At 64.6% G+C, this 24163-nt stretch carries 20 protein-coding genes; 4 read left to right on the forward strand and 16 right to left on the reverse strand.

Translation table 11 applies throughout. The features are described 5' to 3' along the window. Window positions 1-298: 298 nt before the first annotated feature. Window positions 299-1318, forward strand: coding sequence for a LacI family transcriptional regulator (locus HV823_RS18785; RefSeq protein ID WP_176951324.1), 1020 nt, complete (start codon window positions 299-301; stop codon window positions 1316-1318). A 44-nt stretch (window positions 1319-1362) separates the two neighbouring features. On the opposite strand, the gene HV823_RS18790 is transcribed toward HV823_RS18785, so the two are convergent. From HV823_RS18790 to HV823_RS18810, 5 genes are all read right to left on the reverse strand, one after another. Continuing rightward, window positions 1363-2871: an aldehyde dehydrogenase family protein gene (locus HV823_RS18790; protein ID WP_176951276.1), complete on the reverse strand. Its 1509-nt coding sequence runs from the start codon at window positions 2869-2871 to the stop codon at window positions 1363-1365. Next, entirely contained in the window at window positions 2871-3650 is a 780-nt protein-coding gene (locus HV823_RS18795) for an enoyl-CoA hydratase/isomerase family protein (RefSeq protein WP_176951277.1), read from the reverse strand. The genes HV823_RS18790 and HV823_RS18795 overlap by 1 nt, the downstream gene beginning before the upstream one ends. Then, the gene (locus HV823_RS18800) at window positions 3643-5256 is read right to left on the reverse strand and encodes an acyl CoA:acetate/3-ketoacid CoA transferase (protein WP_176951278.1); all 1614 of its coding nucleotides are present in this window, start codon (window positions 5254-5256) and stop codon (window positions 3643-3645) included. The genes HV823_RS18795 and HV823_RS18800 overlap by 8 nt, the downstream gene beginning before the upstream one ends. Before the next feature lie 230 nt (window positions 5257-5486). Then, window positions 5487-6503 (reverse strand): Gfo/Idh/MocA family protein, encoded by a 1017-nt coding sequence (locus HV823_RS18805; protein WP_176951279.1) that lies wholly within the window; start codon window positions 6501-6503, stop codon window positions 5487-5489. Beyond that, entirely contained in the window at window positions 6445-7545 is a 1101-nt protein-coding gene (locus HV823_RS18810; protein ID WP_176951280.1) for a substrate-binding domain-containing protein, read from the reverse strand. The genes HV823_RS18805 and HV823_RS18810 overlap by 59 nt, the downstream gene beginning before the upstream one ends. A 538-nt stretch (window positions 7546-8083) precedes the next feature. Between HV823_RS18810 and HV823_RS18815 the strand changes: the two genes are divergently transcribed. Continuing rightward, on the forward strand, window positions 8084-9250 hold the full coding sequence (locus HV823_RS18815) for a dihydrodipicolinate synthase family protein (protein WP_176951281.1): 1167 nt from the start codon (window positions 8084-8086) through the stop codon (window positions 9248-9250). A gap of 171 nt (window positions 9251-9421) precedes the next feature. Continuing rightward, complete coding sequence (gene ung, locus HV823_RS18820; RefSeq protein WP_176951282.1) at window positions 9422-10117, forward strand: uracil-DNA glycosylase; 696 nt, start codon at window positions 9422-9424, stop codon at window positions 10115-10117. 54 nt (window positions 10118-10171) lie between these two features. Here the strand turns inward: ung and HV823_RS18825 are convergent, their stop codons facing one another. The 6 genes from HV823_RS18825 to HV823_RS18850 all read right to left on the reverse strand — a co-directional run bounded on the left by HV823_RS18825 (window position 10172) and on the right by HV823_RS18850 (window position 16051). Beyond that, window positions 10172-11125, reverse strand: coding sequence for a nucleoside hydrolase (locus HV823_RS18825; protein WP_176951283.1), 954 nt, complete (start codon window positions 11123-11125; stop codon window positions 10172-10174). A 19-nt stretch (window positions 11126-11144) separates the two neighbouring features. Next, the gene (locus HV823_RS18830) at window positions 11145-12383 is read right to left on the reverse strand and encodes an NAD(P)/FAD-dependent oxidoreductase (protein ID WP_176951284.1); all 1239 of its coding nucleotides are present in this window, start codon (window positions 12381-12383) and stop codon (window positions 11145-11147) included. A gap of 164 nt (window positions 12384-12547) precedes the next feature. Continuing rightward, window positions 12548-13411, reverse strand: a complete 864-nt coding sequence (locus HV823_RS18835) for a metal ABC transporter permease (protein ID WP_176951285.1) — start codon at window positions 13409-13411, stop codon at window positions 12548-12550. Beyond that, window positions 13408-14238, reverse strand: coding sequence for a metal ABC transporter permease (locus HV823_RS18840; protein ID WP_210270861.1), 831 nt, complete (start codon window positions 14236-14238; stop codon window positions 13408-13410). Before HV823_RS18840 ends, HV823_RS18835 begins: the two co-directional genes overlap by 4 nt. A 32-nt stretch (window positions 14239-14270) precedes the next feature. Further along, window positions 14271-15155 carry a manganese/iron ABC transporter ATP-binding protein gene (locus tag HV823_RS18845; protein ID WP_425487680.1) on the reverse strand — a complete coding sequence of 295 codons (885 nt, stop codon included), beginning with the start codon at window positions 15153-15155 and terminating at the stop codon, window positions 14271-14273. Then, window positions 15155-16051: a metal ABC transporter substrate-binding protein gene (locus tag HV823_RS18850; RefSeq protein WP_176951287.1), complete on the reverse strand. Its 897-nt coding sequence runs from the start codon at window positions 16049-16051 to the stop codon at window positions 15155-15157. Before HV823_RS18850 ends, HV823_RS18845 begins: the two co-directional genes overlap by 1 nt. 271 nt (window positions 16052-16322) lie before the next feature. Here HV823_RS18850 and HV823_RS18855 point away from each other — a divergent pair, with 271 nt between their 5' ends. Beyond that, complete coding sequence (locus HV823_RS18855; RefSeq protein WP_176951288.1) at window positions 16323-17006, forward strand: hypothetical protein; 684 nt, start codon at window positions 16323-16325, stop codon at window positions 17004-17006. Between the two features lie 159 nt (window positions 17007-17165). Here the strand turns inward: HV823_RS18855 and lysS are convergent, their stop codons facing one another. The 5 genes from lysS to HV823_RS18880 all read right to left on the reverse strand — a co-directional run bounded on the left by lysS (window position 17166) and on the right by HV823_RS18880 (window position 24153). Then, a complete protein-coding gene (gene lysS / locus HV823_RS18860; RefSeq protein WP_176951289.1) occupies window positions 17166-18662 on the reverse strand; it encodes a lysine--tRNA ligase in 1497 nt (498 codons plus the stop codon). Between the two features lie 95 nt (window positions 18663-18757). Further along, window positions 18758-20227 (reverse strand): glutamate--tRNA ligase, encoded by a 1470-nt coding sequence (gltX, locus tag HV823_RS18865; protein ID WP_176951290.1) that lies wholly within the window; start codon window positions 20225-20227, stop codon window positions 18758-18760. Between the two features lie 215 nt (window positions 20228-20442). Beyond that, the gene (locus HV823_RS18870; protein ID WP_176951291.1) at window positions 20443-22215 is read right to left on the reverse strand and encodes an SLC13 family permease; all 1773 of its coding nucleotides are present in this window, start codon (window positions 22213-22215) and stop codon (window positions 20443-20445) included. A gap of 310 nt (window positions 22216-22525) precedes the next feature. Next, window positions 22526-23284 (reverse strand): TerC family protein, encoded by a 759-nt coding sequence (locus HV823_RS18875; protein ID WP_176951292.1) that lies wholly within the window; start codon window positions 23282-23284, stop codon window positions 22526-22528. A 185-nt stretch (window positions 23285-23469) separates the two neighbouring features. Continuing rightward, complete coding sequence (locus HV823_RS18880) at window positions 23470-24153, reverse strand: TetR/AcrR family transcriptional regulator (protein WP_176951293.1); 684 nt, start codon at window positions 24151-24153, stop codon at window positions 23470-23472. Between the last annotated feature and the right edge of the window lie 10 nt (window positions 24154-24163).

A 24163-nucleotide genomic window follows, 5' to 3' on the forward strand; every position in this document is an offset into this window, starting at 1 on the left:
GACGATGACTTTGGAGCTACGGCATCAAGCCGCCGGCACAATTTAAAACGTTATAAGTTCCGTCAAGTCAAGCGCGCCACGCAACTGCTACCGATCCTTCAAAACACTGTGAATTGCCAAGGTTAATCGCCATCTGTCGATGTTGTCGCGAAGTTGTGCAGTGCGTGCAAACCCGTTTAAAACGTTTGCAGCGCAGGATTGCCTCCGGCCCGGCCTGTTTGTAAGGTGCCGCCGAAATTGTGCCCCCAAGCTGAAGAAAATCGACGTGCCACGCCGCCAAACGCCTTCCGAAACCGAGATGACGAAGACCGGCACGCGCGCCGGCAAGCCGACCCTGAGGACCATTGCCGACATGACCGGGCTTGCGGTTACCACCGTGTCCCGTGCGCTCGGCAACGCACCGCAGATTTCGAAAGCCACGCGCAAACGGGTGCACGAGGTGGCAAGTGAGATCGGCTATCTGCCCGATCGCGCCGCTCAGCGCCTGAAAACCGGCCGCACCAATGTCATATCCGTGCTGCTCGACCCGCACGAGGAAATCCTCGGCTACGGCACGTCGCTGATGCACGGCCTGGCGCGGGCGCTGCAATCGACGTCCTATCACCTGATCGTCTCGCCGAATTTCATCAGCGGCAGCAACGTCGACGCCGTCAACTACATCATCCGCAACGGCATGGCCGACGGCCTGATCTTCTCGCGGACCGAGCCCTTCGATCCGCGCGTGCGCCTGCTGCTGGAGAACGGCTTTCCCTTCGTCACGCATGGTCGGACGGAGTTCACCACCCCGCACGCCTATGTCGACTTCGACAACTACACCTTCGCCTATGAGGCGGTGCGACGCCTGATTACCAAGGGCCGCCACCAGTTGCTGCTCATCCCCCCGCCGAAGCGGCTGACCTTCTGCCAGCACATGCTGCACGGCTTCATGACCGCGGTGCGCGAGGCGGGCATCTCGTTCGAGGTGCCGGAGACCGTTGACCTCGATTGCCCGCCCGACCAGATCCGCGATCACATGCGCCGGCGGATGGCGCAGGCGGATGCGCCGGACGGGATCGTCTGTCCCGGCGAAGTCTCGGCGCTGGCCTCGATCACCGGCATGAGTGACTGCGGCCTCACCCTGGGCATCGAATATGACATCGTCGCCAAGCAGACGTCCCAGCTTCTGACGCAGATCCAGCCCAAGGTGGAGACGATCTACGAGGACCTGACCGCGACGGGCGAGGCAATGGGCGACATTCTCCTGAGGCGCATCGCCGGCGAGGATGCGGCGGACCTGCACGTGCTGCTGGCGCCGCATTTGAACTTCCCGACGCCCTGAGGGGGCGCAGGCGCCTCCTGCGATAGGGGAGGGAGCGGCTGCGTTCATCGCGGCATCCACCAGTTCGTACGTGCGCCGATGTGCATGTTGAGGGTCTTCGTCTCGGTGTAGTCCTCGACCGCATGGCGGCCGAGTTCGCGCCCGAGCCCCGACTGGCGATAGCCGCCGAAGGGCAATTCGGCGGCGCCGTCCATGAAGGTGTTCATCCAGACCGTGCCGGCGCGGACACGACGGCCGATCGTCAGGCAGGTGTCGAAATCGCGGCTCCAGACGCCGGCCGACAGGCCGTAGTCGATGGCGTTGGCGATGCGGATCGCCTCCTCGGTCGACTCGAACGTCAATACGGAGAGAACCGGGCCGAACACCTCTTCGCGGGCGACCGCCATGTCCGGCTTCACCCCGGAGAGGATGGTCGGCGCCATGAACTGGCCGAGCCCGAGGTCGAGCGGGCTGCCGCCCAGCGCGATGCCGGCGCCCGCGTCCTGCGCGCCTGCGACGTAGCCCGCGATCTTTTCGAGGTGCTGCGGCGTGATGATCGCGCCGACCTGGGTCGAGGGATCGAGCGGATCACCGACGCGCACCTTCTGCGAAAGCTCCGCGATACGCGCCGTCACCTCGTCGGCGACGTCGCGATGCAGGATCAGCCGCGAGCCGGCATTGCAGCATTCACCGGCATTGAAATAGGCGCCGAAGACGGCGGCATCGACGAACGCGTCGAGGTCAGCGTCCGGGAAGACTATCTGCGGGTTCTTGCCGCCGAGTTCGAGGGACACCTTCTTCAGCGTCTGGGCCGCATTCGCCATCGTCAGCCGGCCGACGCCGGTCGAACCGGTGAAGGAGACCATGTCGACGTCCGGATGCGTCGTCATCGGGGCGCCGACTGCAGGCCCGGTGCCGGTGACGATGTTGACCACACCGGCAGGCACGCCGGCCTCGATCAGGATCTCGCCCAGCACCAGCGTCGAGCCCGAGGTGAGCTCCGACGGCTTGACGACGGCGGTGCAGCCGGCGGCCAGTGCAAAGGGCAGCTTCTGGCTGACGATCAGGAAGGGGAAGTTCCACGGCGTGATGATCGAGACGACACCGATCGCCTCGCGGAGCACGACGCCGAGCGTGCCGTCGCCAAGCGTGTTGTAGCTCTCGCCGTGCAGGTCGCGGGCAAGCGCTGCGGCATAGCGCCAGATGTCGACGGCGCCGCCGAGCTCGCCCTTCGCCTGGCTGATAGGCTTACCGCTCTCGATCGCGTCGAGAAACGCAAGCTCGTCGGCGCGCGCCGCGATCAGGTCGGCCGCCTTGAGCAGGATGTTGGAGCGTTCCGCGGCCGTCATCCTCGGCCAGTGGCCTTCGTCGAAGGCGCGGCGGGCGGCGGCGATCGCCCGCTCGGCATCCTTCGCCGTGCCGGCCTGATAGCGGCTGACGGTAACGCCATGGCCGGGGGCGACACGCTCGAGAGACGCGCCGCTATCGGAGGCGACCCATGCGCCGTCGATCAGCATGCGGAAATCGCGTGCCTTGTGATTTTGAAGTGCCTTCGGCTGCACTGTGACCGTCATCACCATTCTCCCTTGAAGATTGCGGGGCGCTTTTCGCTGAAGGCGGCGACGCCTTCCTTCAGGTCGCCCGTCTTGGCGACGAGGATGGAGCCGAGGGCTTCCACCGCGCTGCCGTTGTCCTCGCCGTTGGCGACGGCGATCATCAGTTTCGAAATCTCGGTCGCGGCCGGCCCGCGCGCGGCGATGCGCGCAGCATAGTCCTGTGCGGCCTGCACCGAAACGCCGCTATCCACCACATGGTCGACGATGCCCAGCGTTTCGGCCGCTTCTGCCGTCAGCACCTCGCCGCCGAGCAGCATGCGCCGCACTGCCTGCGCGCCGAAGCGTTTCACCAGCCGCTGCGTGCCCGACCAGCCGGGCACCATGCCGAGGCCCGCTTCCGGCAGGCCGATCTTGACCTGGCGCTCGGCGATGCGGATGTCGGCTGCGGCGGCCAGTTCCAGCCCGCCTCCCAGCGCGTGGCCGTTGACGGCAGCGACCAGCGGCATGCGCAGCGTCGCCAGCCGCTCGAACACCCGGTGGCCGAAGCGCACCCAGGCGTGGCCGAACTCGTTGGGCTCCATGCCGCCCCAGGCCTTGATGTCGCCGCCGGCCGAAAAGGCCTTGCCTTCGCCGGTCAGGATCGCGACCCGGACGGTCGCATCTGCCTCGATCACCTCGCAGGCGGCGGCAAGTTCCTTGAGCATGTCGATGTCGAAGGCGTTCAGCTTTTCCGGCCGCGCGATCGTAAGGGTGGCGATGGGACCGTCGACGGTCACCCGGATGCGCGGCTCAGACATGGCTCGCCCCCTCGAGGGTTCGTTGCGGCTTGCGCGGCAGCACCAGTCCAAGCGGCGCGTCGGCGAAGAGGGCTGGATCCATCACCTTCAGGTCGTCGGCAACGATCAGCGGAAATTCCGACTGGTCGAGAATATGCGCCTCAAGGTCGACGCCCGGCGCGATCTCGGTCAGCATTACCCCCCTCGGCGTCAGCTTCATCACGCAGCGTTCGGTGACGTAGGTGATGTCCTGGCCCTGCTCGATGGCGCGGCTGCCGGAGAAGGTGACGTGCTCGACCGCGTTGACCAGCTTCTTCAGCTTGCCTTCCTTCTCGATCACAAGCCTGCCGTCCTCGATCCCGAGCTTCGCGCCCGCGTTGAACATGCCGGAGAAGACGATCTTCCTGGCACGCGCCGTGATGTCGACGAAGCCGCCGGCGCCGGCCGTCACATGCGGCCGGAAGGAGAGCTTGGAGACGTTCACCGAGCCGTCGCGGCCGATCTCGAGGAACGACAGCAGCGACGCATCGAAGCCGCCACCCTGGAAATAGGTGAACTGGTAGGGCGAGGGCATGTAGGCGTCGGCATTGGAGGCGCAGCCGAAGGCGAAGTCGAGCAGCGGCACCCCGCCGACGGCTCCCTGCTCGATCACCCAGGTGACGTCGCCGTGAAGACCTTCCTCCAGCAGGATGCGCGGCACGTTGGCGGAGATGCCGAAGCCGAGATTAACGCAACTGCCGGCCTGAAGCTCCAGCGCAACCCGGCGGGCGATCACCTTCTGGATGTTGAATCCCGGCACGCGGAACGTGTCGAGCGGGCGCATGATCTCGCCGGAGATTGCCGGATCGTAGAGCGTCTGCGTTGTCTGCTTCTGGTCGGGATCGACGATCACGTAGTCAACCAGCATGCCCGGCACGCGCACGTCGTGCGGCCGCAGCGACCCGTCCTTGGTGATCCGCTTGACCTGGGCGATGACGATGCCGCCGTTGTTGCGGGCTGCCAGCGCCTGGTCGAGACCGCCGAGATAGGCGCCCTCGTGCTCGTAGGTAAGATTGCCGCGCTCGTCGGCGGTGGTGGCGCGGATGATCGCCACCTGCGGCACGATCGCCGGGAAGTAGAGCCAGTCTTCACCCTCGAACGCCACCTTCTTCACGACCGGCTCGGCCGCAGCCTTGTCGTTCATCGCGCAGCCCTGGCGGGACGGGTCGACGAAGGTGTCGAGACCGACCTTGGTCAGCACGCCCGGGCGCTTTGCGGCCGCTTCGCGGTGCATGTCGAAGAGGATGCCGGAGGGGATGTTGTAGGCGGGGATCTCGTTGCCGGTCACCATCTGCCAGATCAGCGGCGGCTCGGAAGAGGACGGGCCGGAAGGGTAGGAGCCGCCGATGATCCTGGCCAGCAATCCTTTCCGGGCGATGTGGTCGACGCCCTTGATGCCGCTCATGTCGCCGGCCGCGATCGGATGCAGGGTGGTGATGTTTTGCGGATGCCCGGTCGCCTCGAAGCGCTCCCCGATCGCCTTTAGCATCAGGTCGGGGCAGCCGAGGCCGGAGGAAGACGACACCGAGACGACGGCGCCGTCCGGGATCAGGCTGGCTGCTTCAGCAAGAGAAATGTGCTTGGTCATGATGCGGCCCGAAGTTGGAATTGATCCGGCGAGGTCGATGCTTGCTGTGCCTTCTCGTCGGCGGGGAGAGGCTGCGCCAGGGGCGGCCGATGGGCGCTTTCCTGGTTCGATTGCGGGGCAAGTCCCGCCGTTGCCTCGCATGCGCGCGGCGCTTCTCCGCGATTTGGAGACGAGGCCGCTTCCGCTATGGCCACAGTCCGAGAGAGAGTTCGCATCAGATCACCAGCCTCTCACAGTTGCGGTTCGATCTTGACGGCCGCACCGCTGCGGGCGGCCTCGACGACGGCAAGCCCCGTCGCCAGCGACCAGATGCCGTCCAGCCCGCTCGCGGACGGCTGGCCCTTTCCGGCGATGGCTGCGTGAAAGGCGGCAAGTGCCGTCTCATAGAGGTTGGCGTGATCGAGCGGCAGTTCGTGCTCGCCATCGGCATTGCGCAGCGTCACCGTGCCGACCGCGCGCTGGCTCATGACGTTGCGGCCGATCAGCGAGCCCTCGCTGCCATGCACCTCCAGGCCCGTCTCGGCGTATTTCGTGGTGAAGCCGTCGTGGAACTGGGCGATCACGCCGGAGCGGAAACGCAGCACGCCCATCACGGCGTCCTCCAGTCCTGCCTTGGCCATCCCGCCCTGATGGCTGATGGCGATGGCTTCGACCGGATCGTCGTCGAGGACGAAGCGCAGCGTGTCGGCGTCGTGGACGGTGATGTCGAGGATGACGCCGCCGCCTGCTTCCGGCCGTTCCAGCCGCCAGCCCTGCAGATGCGGCGGAAGGTAGACGGCATGGAAGACGCGCGCCGCAAGCGGCGTACCGATCCGGCCCGAAGCGATCGCTTCGCGCATGGCGCGATGGGTGGCGGCATTGCGCAGGTGATGGTTCGTCGCCATCACGACGCCCGCCTCCTTCGCAGCCCTCACCATGGCGAGCGCATCTTCGAGCGAGGTCGCCAGCGGCTTCTCGCACAGGATATGCTTGCCGGCGCGGGCGGCTGCGATCGCCTGGTCGCGGTGCAGTTCGTTGGTCGTGGAAATGTAGACGGCGTCGATCTCAGGATCGCCGACGAGATCCTCCAGGCGCGTGACGGCCTTCGCGATGCCGTGATCGGCGGCATAGGCGCGGCCGCGCTCGGCGTTCGTGCTCATCACGGAGACAATCTCGCCGCCGGTGGCGCGGATCGCGCCGATGACCCACTCATGCGCGATCGTGCTGGCGCCGATCAGTCCCCATCGTGTCTTTTGCGACTGTGTCATGCGAGGCTCCTCCACCCCATTGTCCCGCGCCAGTGCCGCAGCTCTGGCGCACCACCAGCCGAACCGAGGCAACCTGCGCCTCGGCCTCCACCCGGCCGGAATTGATCTGTTTCAGAAGCATTTGCGCGGCGCGCCGGCCCATGCCCTGCGGATCGACGGAAACCGTCGTCAGGGCGGGCACGGCCGTCTGCGCCTCGATCACGTCGTCGAAGCCGACGACGCCGAAATCGCGGCCCGGCTCCAGGCTGCGGGTGCGCAGGCCGTCGCAGACGCCGAAGGCGACCGCGTCGTTGAAGCACAGCGCCGCCGTCGGCCGGTCTGCAATCAGCATGGCGCGTTCGATCGCAGCCACGCCGCCGGCGCGCGAGGGCGCGGAGTTGACGACAAGCGCTGCGTCGGCGCTCAGCCCGGCTGCCACGAGGGCATCGCGGTAGCCGTCGATGCGGTCGGCGGAAACGGCGGTGTCGGAAAAGCCGCCGAGAAAGGCAATGCGGCGATGGCCGAGCGCGATCAGGTGCTCGGTTGCCGCGCGCGCGCCGGCATAGTTGTCCGAAAGCAGGGACGATACCTTGGCGCCGGCGATATTGCGGACAACGATCACGACGGGCACACCGGCTGCGATCAGCGGTTTGAAATCGCTCGCATCCGTGCCGCGGGCCGGCGAGATGATCAGGCCGGAAATGCCGTGCTCGCGCATCGAGGCGATCACCTCGCGCTGCCGGTCCAGGCTTTCGCCGGTGTTGGCGAGGAACTGGACGAAGCCCGCCGACTGCATGACGATGTCCATGCCGACGGCGAGTTCGGCGAAGAAGGAGTTGGTGAGATCGTTGACGACGATGCCGACGATCTTCGAAGAGGCCGTCTGGCGCAGGTTCGCAGCGCCGCGATTGTAGACATAGCCGAGATCGCGAATGGCGGCATTCACCCGGGCGCGGGTCTGTTCGTTGACCAGCGGGCTTGCCTGCAGCACGAGCGAGACGGTCGACTTCGACACGCCGGCGGCTCGCGCAATATCGACAACGGTCACCCGGCTCTTCGTCACGGCAAATGCTCCCTTACGGACCTCCTCGTCCGCTTTCGGTGGGCAGGATTATTGGATCGTTCCAAATAAGTCAAGGCCATTTGTGTGTGCGCTGGGAAGGGGAAGCCGCGCCGGTTGGCTGCTTTCCTTCACCGCGTGCTTGGTGGTCGAGTGGGTATCGATCCGGCCATGACCGACGGCTCAATCTTCCCTGCCTGTCCGTCCTTTGTCGTCCCTAGATCATGCTCGGGCTTGTCCGGAGCATTCGGTTCTCCGCAGTCCATCTCATACTATCTTTTTGATAAGTAATGTGAATTGGTAAAATACCGAGATCCTCGGAGCAAGCCAAAGGATGACGTGGGGGAGGCGGCCGCTACAATGCCGAGAGGATGCCTTTGTTTTGCTGCCGGGTTCACTGCCTGAAGTCGGGCGTTGCTGCGATTGGATCGGCGCAGCCGGCTTGCCGCGCATCTTGGCAACTCGGTCTCGCCATCTCACCTCTTGCAATTTGGAACGATCTAAATTATGCCGTCTCCCCAAACCGAGGAGGAGGTTTCCCATGCCGACAGTCAACCTGCCGGGCGCGGATGGCAGCATCGCGCCGTACACGCTGACCGGAACGCCGACAGAGAGGCCGAAGGCCCCGCCTGCTTTCAATCGCATCGCGTATGCGGCCGCCCACGTGGTCTCGGACCCGTTGCGCGAGACCCGTCCCTGGGAGGCGCCTGCGATCGACTGGGAGGCGACGCTGGCATTCCGGCATCACCTTTGGTCGCTCGGCTTTCGCATCGCCGAGGCGATGGACACGGCCCAGCGCGGCATGGGGCTCGACTGGGCCGGCGCGCAGGAGCTGATCCGCCGCTCGCTTGCGGAAGCCCGGACGCTGCCCGGCGCCGACCTTGCCTGCGGTGCGGGCACGGACCACCTCTCGCCGGCCGACACGCGCTCTCTGGACGACGTGATCGCCGCCTATGAGGAACAGGTCGGTTTCGTCGAAAAGCATGGCGGCCGCGCCATCATGATGGCGAGCCGGGCGCTGGCGCGCGTCGCGCGCTCGCCCGACGACTACCGCAAGGTCTACGGCCGCATCCTCGGTCAGGCCAAGGAGAAGGTCGTGCTGCACTGGCTGGGTGACATGTTCGATCCGCAGCTGAAAGGCTACTGGGGCGGCGACCACTTCGAAGACGCGCTTTCGACGGTGATTTCCATCATCGAGGAAAACGGCGCCAAGGTCGAGGGCATCAAGATCTCGTTGCTCGACAATGCCAAGGAGGTGGCGCTGCGGGAGCGGCTGCCCGACGGCGTGCTCTGCTTTACCGGCGACGATTTCAATTATGCCGAGCTGATCGAGGGAGACGGCCGGAAGTACAGCCATGCGCTGCTGGGCATCTTCGACGCGGTCGCACCGCAGGCGTCGAAGGCGCTCGCCTCGCTTGCGGCGGGCGATGTCGGCACGTTCCGCGCCGTGATCGAGCCGACCGTGCCGCTGTCACGGAAGATCTTCGAGGCGCCGACGCAGTATTACAAGGCCGGCGTCGTCTTTCTCGCCTGGCTGAACGGGCACCAGTCGCATTTCACCATGCCGGCCGGCATGCAGTCCGCGCGCGGGATGCTGCACTATGCCGACGTCTTCCGGCTTGCCGACCGCGCCGATGTGCTGGACAAGCCGGAGCTGGCGGCTGTGCGGATGAAGAGCCTGATGGCGGTGATGGGCGTAGGCGAATAGGCGCAGCACGACCATCGCAGGTCCTTTGGCCGTTCGCCCGGCCTGCGCACGATCGGGCGGGCGGTCGTCTCGATCGCCGTCCGCCATGTTGCGGTTCGTCGCAATCTGGGCATTTTGCTTTTCCGGCCGGTGCGCTATCCAGAGCCCACGGCAAACGGTAGGAGAGCGAGGATGACGGCTGCGGACGCCCGGATCGGGGAAAGCTGGAGGGGACCGCTCGCGGCGGAGTTCGAAAGCCCGTACATGGCGGCGCTGAGAGGCTTTCTGGTCCGCGAGAAGGAGCAGGGAAAGCGCATCTTTCCCAAGGGGGCGGAGTACTTCCGCGCGCTGGACCTGACGCCACTCGAAGACGTCAAGGTGGTGATCCTCGGGCAGGATCCCTATCACGGCGAGGGGCAGGCGCACGGGCTCTGCTTCAGCGTGCGGCCGGGCGTGCGCGTCCCGCCTTCGCTCGTCAACATCTACAAGGAAATCTCAGCCGACCTCGGCATCCCCCCGGCACGCCACGGCTTTCTCGAGCACTGGGCGCGGCAGGGCGTCCTGTTGCTCAACAGCGTGCTGACGGTGGAAATGGGGCGCGCGGCCTCGCATCAGGGGCGGGGCTGGGAACGCTTCACCGACGCGGTCATACGGGCGGTCAACGAAAACGACCAGCCGGTCGTCTTCATGCTCTGGGGCTCCTACGCCCAGAAGAAGGCGGCCTTCGTGGACCAGACGAAGCATCTCGTGCTGCGCGCGCCGCATCCTTCGCCGTTGTCAGCGCATAGCGGCTTCCTCGGCTGTCGGCATTTCTCCAAGGCGAATGCCTTCCTTGAGACCCGCGGCCGGAACCCGATCGACTGGCAACTGCCGGAACGGGTGGAATAGGCTCGGCACGCTTCAGGGGCGGCAAGGCCCCTCACGATCCGCTGCCGTCCGGCCTCATGCGGCCCGGGCAAGCGTCCTTGCGATCAGGTCCAGAACGGCATCCGCATCGATCCCGGTGCAGGCATGCTGGCTGGGGAAGTCATCCCAATTGCCGGGCGGGAAGGCGCGACCGTCCGGTTTCTGGATCGTCTGCCCCTCGGCAATACCGCCTGAGACGACACGGATCGGGCCCGAGCGCGTGGTGAAGAATTCGGGTGCCACGAGATAGACACAGGCGCAGCTGTCATGGACGACCATGCCGTCCTTCACGTGGCGGCCGTAGAAATCGATGTAGAGCTGCGAGATGTCGGAGAGGAGTTGCGCACGCACGCCGCCCTTCGCGACGATCTCGTTCAAGAGCGTGCGCGTCATCACGGTCTTCATCGTCACGTCGAGGCCGACGACGGTCACCTTCCAGGGCGCGGTCATCACCACGTCTGCGGCTTCCGGATCACCATGGATGTTGGCCTCGGCGGCAGGCGTGATGTTGCCGGGAACATCGAAGGCGCCGCCCATGATGATGACCTGCTTGACGAGCGTGGCAATCTCCGGGTCCTCCTTGAGCGCGAAGGCGAGGTTCGACATGCGCCCGACCGCGATCAGCGTCACTTCTCCCGGATTTTTCCTGACGGTGTCGATGATGAAGCGGTGCGCCGGCATCGGATCGACCGGCAGGTCGATCGTTTCGGGAACGTCGATATTGCCGAGCCCGTCCTGGCCATGGATCATGACGGGCCAGTCGACCGGATTGCGCATGGGATTGAACGCCTTGCCGTCGCCCCTGGCGACCGGGGCTGCGATATCCCATTCGCGCTTGAGAAACAGCGCGTTGCGCGTCGTCGTCTCGACGGAAGCATTGCCGAAGACGGTGGTGATGCCGATTAGGTCGATATCGGGATGATGATGCAGGAACAGAAGCGCCATCGCGTCGTCGATGCCGGGATCGGTGTCGAATATGACCTTGTGCATGGGTAGGGGACTTTCGGTGTTACTGGAAGCGCCGGATGGAGAAGGGTTCGAGTTCGGCCCTTGCCGCGCCTGAAAATAGGTCGGCGACATGCCGCCCGGTGGTGGCTGCAAGCGTCAGGCCGAGATGGCCGTGGCCGAAGGCAAAGGCGATGCGGGCGTCGCCGGGGTGCAGGCCGATCACGGGGATCGAATCCGGCGTGGAAGGGCGGCGGCCCATCCATTCGGTGCCGCCCTCGTCGGGCAGATCGGGCACGTAGCGGCGCATCTTCCGGCGCATGGCGGCGGCGCGTGCGTAGTTGGCAGCCGTTTCCGGACGCGCCAGTTCGACGGCGCCGCCGACGCGCAGCATGTTTTCGAAGGGGGTTGCGACAAAGCCGTGCTCGGAGAAGAACACCGGCATTTCCAGCGTCACGGCGGGATTGACGAAGGTGGTGTTGTAGCCGCGCTCGGTTTCGAGCAGGACGTGGAGACCCATGCGCTCCACCAGCGGCCTGGACCAGATGCCGGCTGCGACCACCGCCTTGTCGAAGAGATGGTTGTTCTGCGCCTCGGTTCGCACCGTGATACCCTGCTCGCCCCAGGTCAGCATGGAGGCGGCCGCGTCGAGGAAGGTGGCCCGCTCGCGCAGGACCGCCTGCAGGCGGCGCAGCAACGTCAGCGGATACTCGAAGGTCTGGTATCCGTCGTTGTAGATCGCGCCGGCGAACGCGCCGGACAATGCCGGCACCCGCCGGCGCGCCTCGGCCGCATCGAGCTTGTCGATGCCGAAGCCACCGAGAAGACGGGCGTTTTCAGTCGCATGCGCGAAGGCTTTGTCGCGGGCCGCTTCCGTGTCGAAAACGGTCAGCGCGCCCGTCTTGCGCAGATGACCGCTGATGCCGGCCATTTGCGCCATGGCGGAATGGTCGGCGGCGGCGGTTTTCATCAGGAAAGCCAGCGCGGCCCGGGAGCGCTCGACCGTTGCCGGGCTGGAGGAGCGCAGAAGCTTCATCAGCCAGGGCAGCATCGCGGGCAGATCTCCCCAACGCAGCGCCAGCGGGCCGAGGGGATCGAGCAGCCAGCGCGGAACGGACATCAGCATGCCGGGGCTTGCGATCGGGTCGATCTCGGGAATGGCGAGGATGCCCGCATTGCCGACCGAAGCCGGCAGGCCGCCCGCATCGCGCTCGATGATCGTCACCTGATGGCCTCGGTCGAGGAGATGGAGCGCTGTGGCGCAGCCGATGATGCCGCCGCCGACGATGCCGATATGTGCCATGCCTGTCCTGCTCGGTAAATGCGTGGTCCGACGCGAAGCGGCCCTTCTGACCGCGGCGGACGATAGACGGAAAAGAAAATGCTGTCGACCGCGTGCGGGGACGCGCCGGGGACAACGCGCGGCGGATGCCGGGCGCTCGGTCGAGGCGCCGGCTGCGACCGGTGTCAGCCGCCCGCGGGCGGGCGGACAGACCTGTTGGCGGCAGAGCGGCTTGCGACCGTCTGGCGGAGGAAGGCTGCGACGAAGAGGACGGTCAATGTCACGACGATCGTCGGAGCCGGGGCGCTGTCGAGGAAGAAGCTGACATAGATGCCGACGAGCGATGCGCCAACGGCAATCGCAACCGCCGTGACCAGCATCGATCCGAACTGCCGCGTCAGCAGGGCGGCAATCGCGCCCGGTGCGACCATCAGCGACACCGACAGGATGATGCCGACCGCCTTGAGCGCGCCGACGACCACCAGCGAGATCACCGCGAGCAGGCCGTAGTGCAGCAGGCGGACGGGCAGGCCAATGGCCGCGGCATGCTGCCGGTCGAACGCCTGGACGAGAAGATCCTTGCGGAAGAACAGGATGAAGGCGGTGCAGGCGAGCGCGATCAGGCCCGTTTCCACGAGATCGGAAAGCGCGATGCCGAGCATGTCGCCAAACAGGATGTGGTCGAGATGGACGTCGGATTCGACGGCGACGTAGAGGACGATGCCGAGGCCGAACATGCCGGAGAAGACGATGCCGAGCACCGTGTCCTCCTTCACGCGGCTGTTGTTGCGCACGTAGCCGGCGGCCAGTGCGCAGAACAGCCCGGCGACGAAGGCGCCGATCGCAAAGGGAAGGCCCACCACATAGGCGATGACGACGCCGGGCAGCACCGCGTGGGAAACCGCATCGCCCATCAGCGACCAGCCCTTGAGCACGAGGTAGCAGGACAGCAGCGCCATCGGCACGGCGATCATCAGCGTGACTGCGAAGGCGTATTGCATGAAGCCCAGCCGGAAGGGCATGAGCGCCAGTTCGAGGAATTCGCTCATGCCGCCCCGCCTTTCTGCTCCAGCGCCAGGCGTCCCTTGCGGCGGATGGCAATCATCCCGTGCTTGGGCGCGAAAACGAAGGCTGCCAGGAAGATCAGTGTTTGCAGGACGACGATGATGCCGCCGGTGGCGCCGTCGAGAAAATAGGAGACATAGGCGCCGACAAAGCTGGTGCCGGCACCGAGCAGGGCTGCGATCAGGATGAGGCGCTGGAAGCGGTCCGTCAGCAGATAGGCGGTGGCGCCGGGTGTGACGACCATGGCGATGACCAGGAACGCGCCGACCGTCTGCAGCGCTGCGACGGTGGAGGCCGCAAGCAGGGTGAAGAACAGGAGCTTCAGTGCCAGCGGCTTCAGCCCGATCGAGCGGGCGTGGTTCTCGTCGAAGAAGGTGACCATCAGGTCCTTCCATTTCAAAAGCAGGACGACCAGCGTCACGCCGCCGATGATGGCGAGCTGCAGCGTGTCGGCCGGCGTGATCGCCAGGATATTGCCGAGCACGATCGTCTGGATGTTCACGGAGGTGGGCGAGAGCGACACCATGAACAGGCCGACGCCGAAGAAGGACGTGAAGATCATGCCGATGATCGCATCTTCCTTCAGCTTGGTTCGGTGATTGAGGAAGAGCATGGCGCCGGCGGCGAGACCCCCGGACAGGAAGGCGCCGGCGGCGAAGGGCAGGCCCAGCATGTAGGCGCCGGCCACGCCCGGAACGATCGCGTGGGAAAGCGCATCGCCGATCAGCGACCAGCCCTTGAGCATGAGATAGGCGGAGAGAAAGCCGCAGACGCAGCCGACGAGAGCACTGACCCACATGGCGTTGACCATGTAGTCGTAGCCGAAGGGTTCGAGGAGCGTGCTCACTGGTCCGTCTTCTCCGGTTCCACAGCGGGGTTGCCCTTGGCGCCATAGATGACGAAGGGGCGCTCGTCGTCGCTGATGACCTTGACCTGGCGGGGATCGGCATCCTCGTGCAGGTCCTGGCCGGAAAGGATGAAATGGCGCAGCACGCCGCCGAAGGCGCGCTCCAGGTTCGCCTCGTTGAACGTCTCGGCGGTCGGGCCGGACGCGATCACGGTGCCCTTGACGAAGACGGTGCGGTCGCAGAAGTCAGGCACGCTGCCGAGATTGTGCGTCGAGACCAGCATCACCCGGCCTTCATCACGCAGCGTCCCGAGGAGCTCGATGATCTGTTCCTCCGTAGTGACGTCGACGCCGGTGAAGGGCTCGTCGAGCAGGATCACCTGGCCTTCCTGCGCCAGCGCCCTTGCGAGGAAGACGCGTTTGCGCTGGCCGCCCGAGAGTTCGCCGATCTGGCGTTTGCGGAAATCGCTCATGTTGACGCGGGCCAGCGCCTCGGCGACCATCTCGTGGTCGTGCCGGGAAGGGACGCGCAGCCAGTTCATGTGGCCGTAGCGTCCCATCATCACCACGTCCTCGACGAGGACGGGGAAGGTCCAGTCCACCTCTTCGGCCTGCGGGACGTAGGCGACGAGGTTTTTCTTCAGGGCCTCGCGCACCGGCATGCCGAGGATGGTGACTTTGCCGCCGGCCAGCGGCACGAAACCCATGATCGCCTTGAAAAGGGTGGACTTGCCGCTGCCGTTGACGCCGACGAGCGCGGTGATTGTGCCGCGTGGTACCGAAAAACTGGCATGCTTCAGCGCGGTCACCCCGGTCCGATAGGTGACGGTGACGTCCTCCGCCGCGATCCCGTCGACAGGCTTGCCGCGGCCCCCCATCATCATTGCGAAAGTCCCTTCACGATGGTCTCCGACGTGACGCGGAGCAGGTCGAGGTAGGTGGGCACCGGGCCGTCGGCCTCGCTGAGGCTGTCGACGTAGAGAACGCCGCCATAGGCGGCTCCCGTCTCGGCGGCGACCTGTCTGGCAGGCTTGTCGGAGACGGTGCTTTCGGAGAAGACGACATGAATATTGTGCTCGCGCACGGCATCGATCACCGCCTTGACCTGCTTGGGCGTGCCCTGCTGGTCGGCATTGATCGGCCAGAGGAACAGCTCCTTCAGCCCGAAATCCCGGGCGAGGTAGGAGAAGGCGCCTTCGCTTGTGACGAGCCAGCGCTTATCTTCCGGCAGTTTGCCGAGCTCGGCCTTGATCTCTTCCGACAGCGCCTTGATCTTCTCGCCATAGGCCTTGGCGTTCGCCTCGTAGACGGCGGCGTTTTGCGGATCGATCTGCGTCAGGGCCTTGCGGATGTTCTCGACATAGATCAGCGCGTTGTCCGGCGACATCCAGGCATGCGGATTGGGCTTGCCGCTGTAGGGACCTTCGCTAATCCCCATCGGCTCGACGCCATCGGAGACGACGGCGCTCGGGACGTCGTTGAGATTGGCAAGGAACTTTTCGAACCAGCGCTCGAGGTTCAGCCCGTTCCAGAGCACCAGCGAAGCGTCCTGCGCCTTGAGGATGTCGCGCGGCGTCGGCTGGTAGTTGTGGATCTCGGCTCCGGGCTTGGCAATCGAGTCCACGACAGCGGCGTCGCCGGCGACATTGCGGGCGATGTCGGCGATGACGGTGAAGGTGGTGATGACCTTCGGCTTTTCCTGGGCCGCTGCAGACGACGCCCCGCCGAGCGTGACAAATGCTGCGAGGAGGGCGGATTTCAAAATTCCTGAGATCATTGATTGAGACCATACGTTTTTGCAAATGAGTTGCAATAAAATATAGGCGGCAAAATTGAAGTGTCAATGCAATTGCAAATCATTCGCAAATTTGTCGCCTCACCTATCCGCGCGGAGGGACTTTATTAACCATCGCCAGAGGGAATCCTGCTCGGCCCGCGCGTTCTGCCGTCTCTTAAGTTTTCGGAAACGGCCGCAGAAATACGGTGACTGCAGTTCCCGCACGTACGTTCGGGGCGGCAACTTTCACGTCCAAGAGTAGTGCGTCCCGGTGAAATTTCTCTCCAAGCTGCAATTGCCGAAGAAGGTGCTGGTCCTTGTCGCGGGCGTCGTCGTCCTGACAGGCGCATCGGGTGCTGTGGCGGTTTTCGTCGGGCGCGAAGCGATCCTGGGGCCGTCGGAAGAGCGTGTTTCCGGCGTGGCCTGCACCACGGTGATGACCCTGCGGCAGAAGCGCGACGGGCAGGCATGGATCCGCCACTATATCCGCTCGACAGCCGAGGACGGAGACGTGCGCATCAAGACCGCGCTTCGTGTGGCAGCCGCGCTCTCCAACAAGGAAGAGGCGGATCTCTATCAGGTGGTGCTCCTCGACGAGGCCGGTCCCTCGCTCAGGGCCGACATGCGCGGTCGGGCGATCGGCGCGGAAGTGCTGTTCAGCCGCGAGCCGGGCAAGATTTCGGGCATGACTGCACCGTTCGAGGCAAGCGTCGTCGATGGAGCGGCCGCCGAAAACGGTGAATTCTACGGCGAGCGAAAGGCCTTGAGCCTCGCGGAGATCAAGACCATCGTCACAGCGATGACGGACAAGGCCGACTGTCTCGATCCGAACGATCCCGACGGAACCGCGGTCGCCGAAAACCATGGCGAAGGCGGTGGCGGCCATGCTACGGCAGCAACGCAGGCGGAAAGCGAAACCGCACCGCAGGAACACGCGGCCGCCACGGGCCACTGACGTCTTTTGCTTTCAGATGAAGCAATTCTGCCGGATCAGGCGCCGCTTGCCGCGTCGTGAACGGTTGCGTGCGGCATTGAACCAGAGCCCCACCAAGCACGAACGAAAAGCCCCGCACGAGGCGGGGCTTCATGAAAGTTTCTCGTCCGTGAGGCTCGGTCAGTCCGCCTTCGCCCGGCGGGCGGGGAAGAGAATGACGTCGCGGATCGAGGGCGCGTTGGTCAAAAGCATGATCAGCCGATCGACGCCGATGCCGAGACCGCCGGCCGGCGGCATGCCCTGATCGATGGCGTCGAGGAACTCGTCGTCCAGCTGCTTTTCCTTCTCGCCGCGCGCATGTGCCTGTTCGAGCTGCTCGACCATGCGGGCGCGCTGCTCGACCGGATCGTTCAGCTCGGAGAACGCGTTGCCGAGTTCCCAGGTGTTGCAGTAGGTCTCGAAGCGTTCCACGAGACGCGGCTCGCCCGGCACTTCCTTGGCGAAGGGCGAGATGTCCTTCGGGAAATGGGTGACGTGGCTCGGCTGGATCAGCGTCGGCTCGACCTTCTCCTCGAAGATGAAGGCGAGGCATTCGCCCCAGGTCCAGTCCTTCTCGACTGCAAAGCCGGCGGCCTTGGCGGCGGCGCGGGCTTCCTCGTCGGTCTTGATCGCGAGGAAGTCGATGCCGGTTACTTCCTTCACGGCGTCGGGCATCGGCACGCGCTTGAACGGACCCTTGAAGGAGATTTCCTTGTCGCCGTAGGCGAATTCCGTCGAGCCGTGGATCTTTACCGCAAGTTCGGCGAAGAGGCGTTCCACGAGGTCCATGATGTCCTCGTAGTCGGCATAGGCCCAGTAGCACTCCATCATCGTGAATTCGGGATTGTGCCGGGTCGACACGCCCTCATTGCGGAAGTTGCGGTTGATCTCGAACACCTTGTCGGAAAGGCCCGAAACCAGCGTGCGCTTCAGGTACAGTTCCGGCGCGATACGCAGGAACATGTCGAGCTTCAGCGTGTTGTGGTGCGTCTTGAACGGTTCGGCCGTGGCACCGCCATAGACGGAGTGCAGCATCGGCGTCTCGACTTCCATGAAGCCGTCGTTCTCCATGAAGCGGCGGATGCCGGAGATGATCTTCGAGCGCTGCTGGAAGCGCAGCTTGGATTCCTCGTTCGTCATGATGTCGAGGTGGCGCTTGCGGTAGCGGATCTCGATGTCGGAGACGCCGTGCCACTTTTCCGGCATCGGCAGCAGCGACTTGGTCAGCATCGTGATTTCGCGGGCATTGATCGACAGCTCACCGCGCTTGGTGCGGCGCACCGTGCCGGTCACGCCGATGATGTCGCCGATGTCGATCATCGACAGCATGTTGCGGGCTTCTTCCGGCGTCACGTCCTTGTGGCTGAAGATCTGGATCTTGCCCGACGCGTCATGGATGTCCATGAACATGCCGGAATTGCGCGAGGAATAGACCCGGCCGGCAACGGTGACGACGTCCTGGGTCTCGGTGTCCGGCTCCAGGTTCTCGTATTTCGCAGCCAGATCCGCATTGGTGATCGTGCGATGGAAATGTGCCGGATAGACGTCGCCGATCTGCTCGCGCAGCAGGTCGAGCTTCTGGCGGCGCACTTCGGCGGCGTCGGAGGAGAGGGCGGTTTCGGTCTTGGTATCGGTCATCGTTTCGCCTTTTGGGGCTGGTTGTTCTGTTTGCCGGTGCGGCTGGCTCGGCCTGTCCCTCCCCACATGGGGGAGGGAGCGCGTCGCGAATATCCTTACTTCCCGCTTCCGACCATGGAAGCCACCACCTTGGCGGCGACCTTCAGGCGCTGGCGGACGACGGAACGGCCGAGGATGGCCATCGAATCGAAGAGCGGCAGCGAGCGCGACGAGCCGGACACGGCGACGAACAGCGGCGCCAGCACCACCTTGAGCTTCTTGCCCATGCGGTCGGCGATCGCGCGCAGTTCCGCCTCGATGGTTTCGACGTTCCATTCGAAGATCTTTTCGAGATCCGGCTGGACCGTCTCGAGGATCTCCAGGATCTCTTCCGGCGTCGACTTCACCTTGGCGAAGGCCGATGGCTCCAGTCCGAGGTCGGATTTCAGCAGGAAGCCGGCAAGGTCGGGCAGTTCGCCGAGCTTGGTAATGCGCGACTGGGAAAGCTTCAGGCCCTCCTTCAGGCGATCGTTCTCCATCGCCCAGGTCAGCACGCGCGCGGCAAATTCCTCTTCCGAGAGCTTCTCGCGGAGCCAGCGGCCGTTCAGCCAGTCGAGCTTCTGGATGTCGAAGATGGCACCCGACTTCGACAGGTTGTCGGGATCGAACTTTTCCGACAGCTCCTGCATCGTCATCAGTTCCTCGCCTTCGGCGATCTGGATGAAGAACAGGCCGAGGAAGTTCATCAGCGCTTCCGGCATGTAGCCGAGTGCGGAGTAGTAGGAGATCGAGGTCGGGTTCTTGCGTTTCGACAGCTTAGACTTGTCGGCGTTGCGCATCAGGGAAAGATGCATGAAGACGGGCTCGTCCCAGCCGAAATAGCGGTAGAGCAGGATGTGCTTCGGCACCGACGCCAGCCATTCCTCGCCGCGCGCCACATGGGTGATCTTCATCAGGTGGTCGTCGATGACGTTTGCCATGTGGTAGGTCGGCATGCCGTCGCCCTTGATCAGGACCTGCATGTCCACCGAATCCCAAGGGATCGAGACGTCGCCATAGACACCGTCTGTGAAGTCGCACGACCCCTCTGTCGGGATCTTCAGGCGGACGACCGAGTTTTCGCCCGCCGCCATCTTGGCGGTCACTTCCTCGGCCGACAGGTGGAGGCAAAGGCCGTCATACTTCGGCTGCTTGCCCTCGGCACGCTGGGCGTTGCGCATCTGCTCAAGCCGCTCGGGCGTGCAGAAGCAGCGGAAGGCATGGCCCTTGTCCAGCAGTTGCTGCGCGTAGGGCTGGTACATGTCCTTGCGGTCGGACTGGCGATACGGGCCATAGGGGCCGCCGATATCCGGACCTTCCGACCATTCCAGCCCGCACCATTTCAGCGCGTCCAGCACCTTGGTCTCAAACTCCGGCGTCGAGCGGGTCGCATCGGTGTCCTCGATGCGCAGGATGAAGGTGCCATTGTGCTTCTTGGCGAAGAGGTAGTTGAACAGCGCGATATAGGCGGTGCCGACATGGGGTTCGCCGGTGGGGGAGGGTGCGATGCGGACGCGTACGGGGGCGTTCGTCGTGGAAGTGCTCATGTTTTCGGCCCGGTCGAAATGCTGTGATGCCGTCCCGCGGAGGGATTTCCGCGTGATCGGCTCATGCTTTTAGGGAGGGAAAGCCCGGTTTTCCGCCGATTTTGCGGCCGGAATGAAGCTTTCCGTTTGGGCTGGGGTGAGACCACATTCGCCCCGGCGCGTCAAGGGGCGCACTCGCTTCGCCTCTGTTCCAGCCGTCAGGTACCGCGAGGCGCTTAGTTCACCGGCCAGACATAGAGCAGCGCCGGGACGCTGACGAGGACGATCATCAGGGACAGGGGCAGGCCCAGGCGCGGATAGTCGCTGAACCGGTAGCCGCCCGGCCCCATAACGAGGGTGTTGCACTGGTGCCCGATCGGGGTGAGGAAGTCGCAGCCGGCGCCGATCGCGACCGCCATCAGAAATGCTTCCGGCCGGTAGTCGAGGGCGGAGGCGAAGCTGACGGCGATCGGCGCCATGACCAGAACCGTCGCGGCATTGTTCAGGAACGGCGTGACGGCCATCGCCGTCAGCAGGATCATCGCCAGCGCCCCGTAGGTCGGCAGGCCCGAGGCGACGCTGCCGAGCCAACCGGCGATCAGTTCGCTTCCTCCCGTCGAGCGCAGCGTATCGGCGACGGGGATGAGCGCTGCCAGCATGACGAGGATCGGCCCGTCGACGGCGCGGTAGGCATCTGCCAGCGGGATGACGCGCAGCAAGAGCATGGCGACTGCGGCGGCGAAGAAGGCGGTGGCGACCGGGATCGCGCCGGTCGCGCTTGCGATCATTGCTGCGGCTAGCACGAGGAGCGGCACGTAGGCGCGCCTTTTGGTGCCGAGCAGGATCTGCCTTTGCGCCAGCGGCAGCAGGCCCAGTTCCTGCAGCGTTGACGGCAGCGTCTTCATGCCGCCCTGTACCATCAGCATGTCGCCGGGCGCGAGCGTCACCTCGCTCAGCCGCTCGGAAATGCGCTTTCCTTGCCGGTTCACGGCCAGCAGGTTGATGCCGTAGCTGTGAAACAGGGCAAGCCTGCGGGCGGAAAGGCCGGCAAGACGGGAATCCGTCGAGACCACCACTTCGACGGCGGCGATGTCCTCGCCTGCGGCGGGCGCCTGCTGCATAGGCTTGCCGGACAGCTTGAGGCCGGCGGCCTCCGTCACCTGGTCGAGCGCCGTCGGCGTTCCCTCGAGAAGAAGCGTGTCGCCCGCCTTGACCGTGATGTCGGGCAGCGGCGCCATGCGACGGCCGTCGCGAATGATCGCGGTCGCGGCGATGTCGCCATGGCCGGGCTTGAGCAACGCGTTCAACGATTTTCCGACTGCGCCGGAACCGTTCGTCACCGTTGCGTCGGACGAGTAGGTGCCGAGTTCGAGCGCCTCGTCCAGCGACGGGTTCTGATTGGTGCGCACCGGCACGAGCTTGTGAAGGGCGAGCAGGAAAAAGATGCCGGCCACCGTCAGGATGCCGCCGACCGGGGTGAAGTCGAACATGGTGAAGCTCTCGCCCGTAATCTCCTGTCGCATGCGGGAGACGACGATGTTCGGCGAGGTGCCGATCTGCGTCATCAGTCCGCCGAGCAGGGCAGCGAAGGCCATGGGCATCAGATAGCGCGAAACCGGCACTCCGGATCGGCGCGAGAACTGGAAGGCCATCGGCATCATGATGGCGAGCGCGCCGATGTTCTTGATGAAGGCGGACATGACAGCGACGGCGACCAGCAAGAGCACCATCTGCGGCATGAAGGCGGACATGTTCGGGAAGAAGCGTTGGACTGCCCGGTTGATGATGCCCGATCGCGCCACGGCGGCGCTGACCACAAGAGCGCTGCCGACGATGATGACGATATCGTCGCTGAAGCCGGAAAACGCCTTGTCGAAGGGGACGATGCCGGCGGCGATGGCTATCAGCAGCGCAAGGCAGGCCACGACGTCGTAGCGCAGTCTGCCCCAGACGAACGCCGCCATCATCGCAAGAATGATCGCGAACGACAAGATTTGCGGTGTCGACATTATGGCCCCCGGGCTTGCCGGCGCGGGGCGTCGGCGGGACAGGAATTCGCTTCGCTAGAATTGGTTCCGGAACCATTTTTAGCGATGGTCATTGTGGTGTCAGGAGGCGTGGCCGTGTCAACCGGACACGACGGGCATGGAGAACACGGGAATTTTTCCGGTTTCTTCCTGTGGCCAACGAAACGGCAGTCGAGCTTCTTACCCGTTCGGCCTGCGCCTTCTGCTTCCCGTAGACTGAAAGGCCGGCGAGCATCGTCTCGCCGGCCATTTTTCCGTGCATTCGCATTTGCTGCGGCACGGCTCGTGGCCGTCAGTGCATACTGCGCTTTTCCGTCTTCGCTTTCAGCCTCGCATTGCGTGAAAGCGTGTTCAGGATTTCCACCAGTGCGGAGAACGCCATCGCCGCATAGATGTAGCCCTTGGGAACGTGGAAGCCCATGCCCTCGGCGATCAGCGTCGTGCCGATCATCAAGAGGAATGCCAGCGCCAGCATGACGATGGTCGGGTTCTTCTCGATGAAGTTCGCCAGCGGAGTGGCCGCGACCAGCATGACGGTGACTGCCACGACCACGGCCACGACCATGATCGGCAGGTGCGGGGTCATGCCGACGGCGGTGATGATGCTGTCGACCGAGAATACGAGGTCCAGCAGCAGGATCTGGCCGATCGCAGCGCCGAAGGAGGCGTTTGCCGTCGAGGCGATGAAATCCTCGTCGTGGTCGGCCGGGTCGACGTTGTGATGGATTTCCTTCGTCGCCTTCCACACCAGGAAGAGGCCGCCGGCGATCAGGATCATGTCCTTCCATGAAAAGCCGTGCCCGAAGACCTCGAACACGGGCGTGGTGAGCCTGACGATCCAGGCGACGGTTCCGAGCAACGCCAGGCGCATGACGAGCGCAAGGCCGATGCCGACGCGGCGTGCGGTTTCGCGCTGGTCGGGGGGAAGCTTGTTGGTGAGGATGGAGATGAAGATCAGGTTGTCGATGCCAAGGACCACTTCCATGACGATCAGCGTCAAAAGGGCGATCCACGCTTCTGGGCTCTGCATCAGGGCCAGGATGCTATCCATCCGGTATCTTCCTCTCGGGGTTCGGGCGTCGAATGACGTTGATATGTATGGAGAACCCGGGGGGTTGCAAGACGTCGGCCGGCGGACGGACGCAAATTCCACATGAACGGTCAGTTCCGCGCGGGCGATCCGTTTGCGGACCTCGGACCGGTCGAGTGCGGCGGCGGCCGTTCGGCCGTCGAAGCCTATGCCCGCGCGCCGTGCCCATCATAGGCGGCAAGGAAGACACGGATGCCGCCATCGACGACACGCTCGATCTCCGATTGCGGCGGCGGCGCGTCCATCGTGCCGAAGAGGCGGTATTTGAAAAAGCCGACGGTCGCGAGCTCGAGAAACTGCCGGGCCGCCAGTTCCGGGTCGTCGATCACGAGCGTCCCCTTGGCGACCTGGCGTTCGAGATAGCCCTTGAGGACCGAAACCGGGTTCATTGGCGTTGCGGACAGGAAGGTGCAGGCAAGGTTCGGCATGCGCTGGTTGACGGAAATGACCATCCGCATCGCCTTGATCGTGTATTCCGACGTCAGATGCGTGGCAAAGAGGATGCCGAAGCTGCGCAGCGCTTCCCGGACGGATACGTCCGCATCGAGCGCATGCCGGGCGGATTCGGTGATCCGGTAGCGCTCGCGCTGGATTAGTTCGGCGAAGAGGTCTTCCTTATTCTCGAAGTAGACATAGATGGTGCCCTTCGAGACGCCGGCGGCACGGGTGATATCGTTCATGCTCGCCGCGTCGAAGCCCTGTTCCATGAAAACGCGCTTGGCGCCGTCGAGAATTTGCTCACGCTTGACCGGGTCCTCCCCGGCGACGCGACGTCCGGCAGGCGGCGTAGCGCAATCCTCGTGACAAACTTTCGTTACGTCCGTTTCCATCGCGTTATCT

Source organism: Mycoplana rhizolycopersici (assembly GCF_013378445.1).
GTDB classification, from domain to species: domain Bacteria; phylum Pseudomonadota; class Alphaproteobacteria; order Rhizobiales; family Rhizobiaceae; genus Mycoplana; species Mycoplana rhizolycopersici.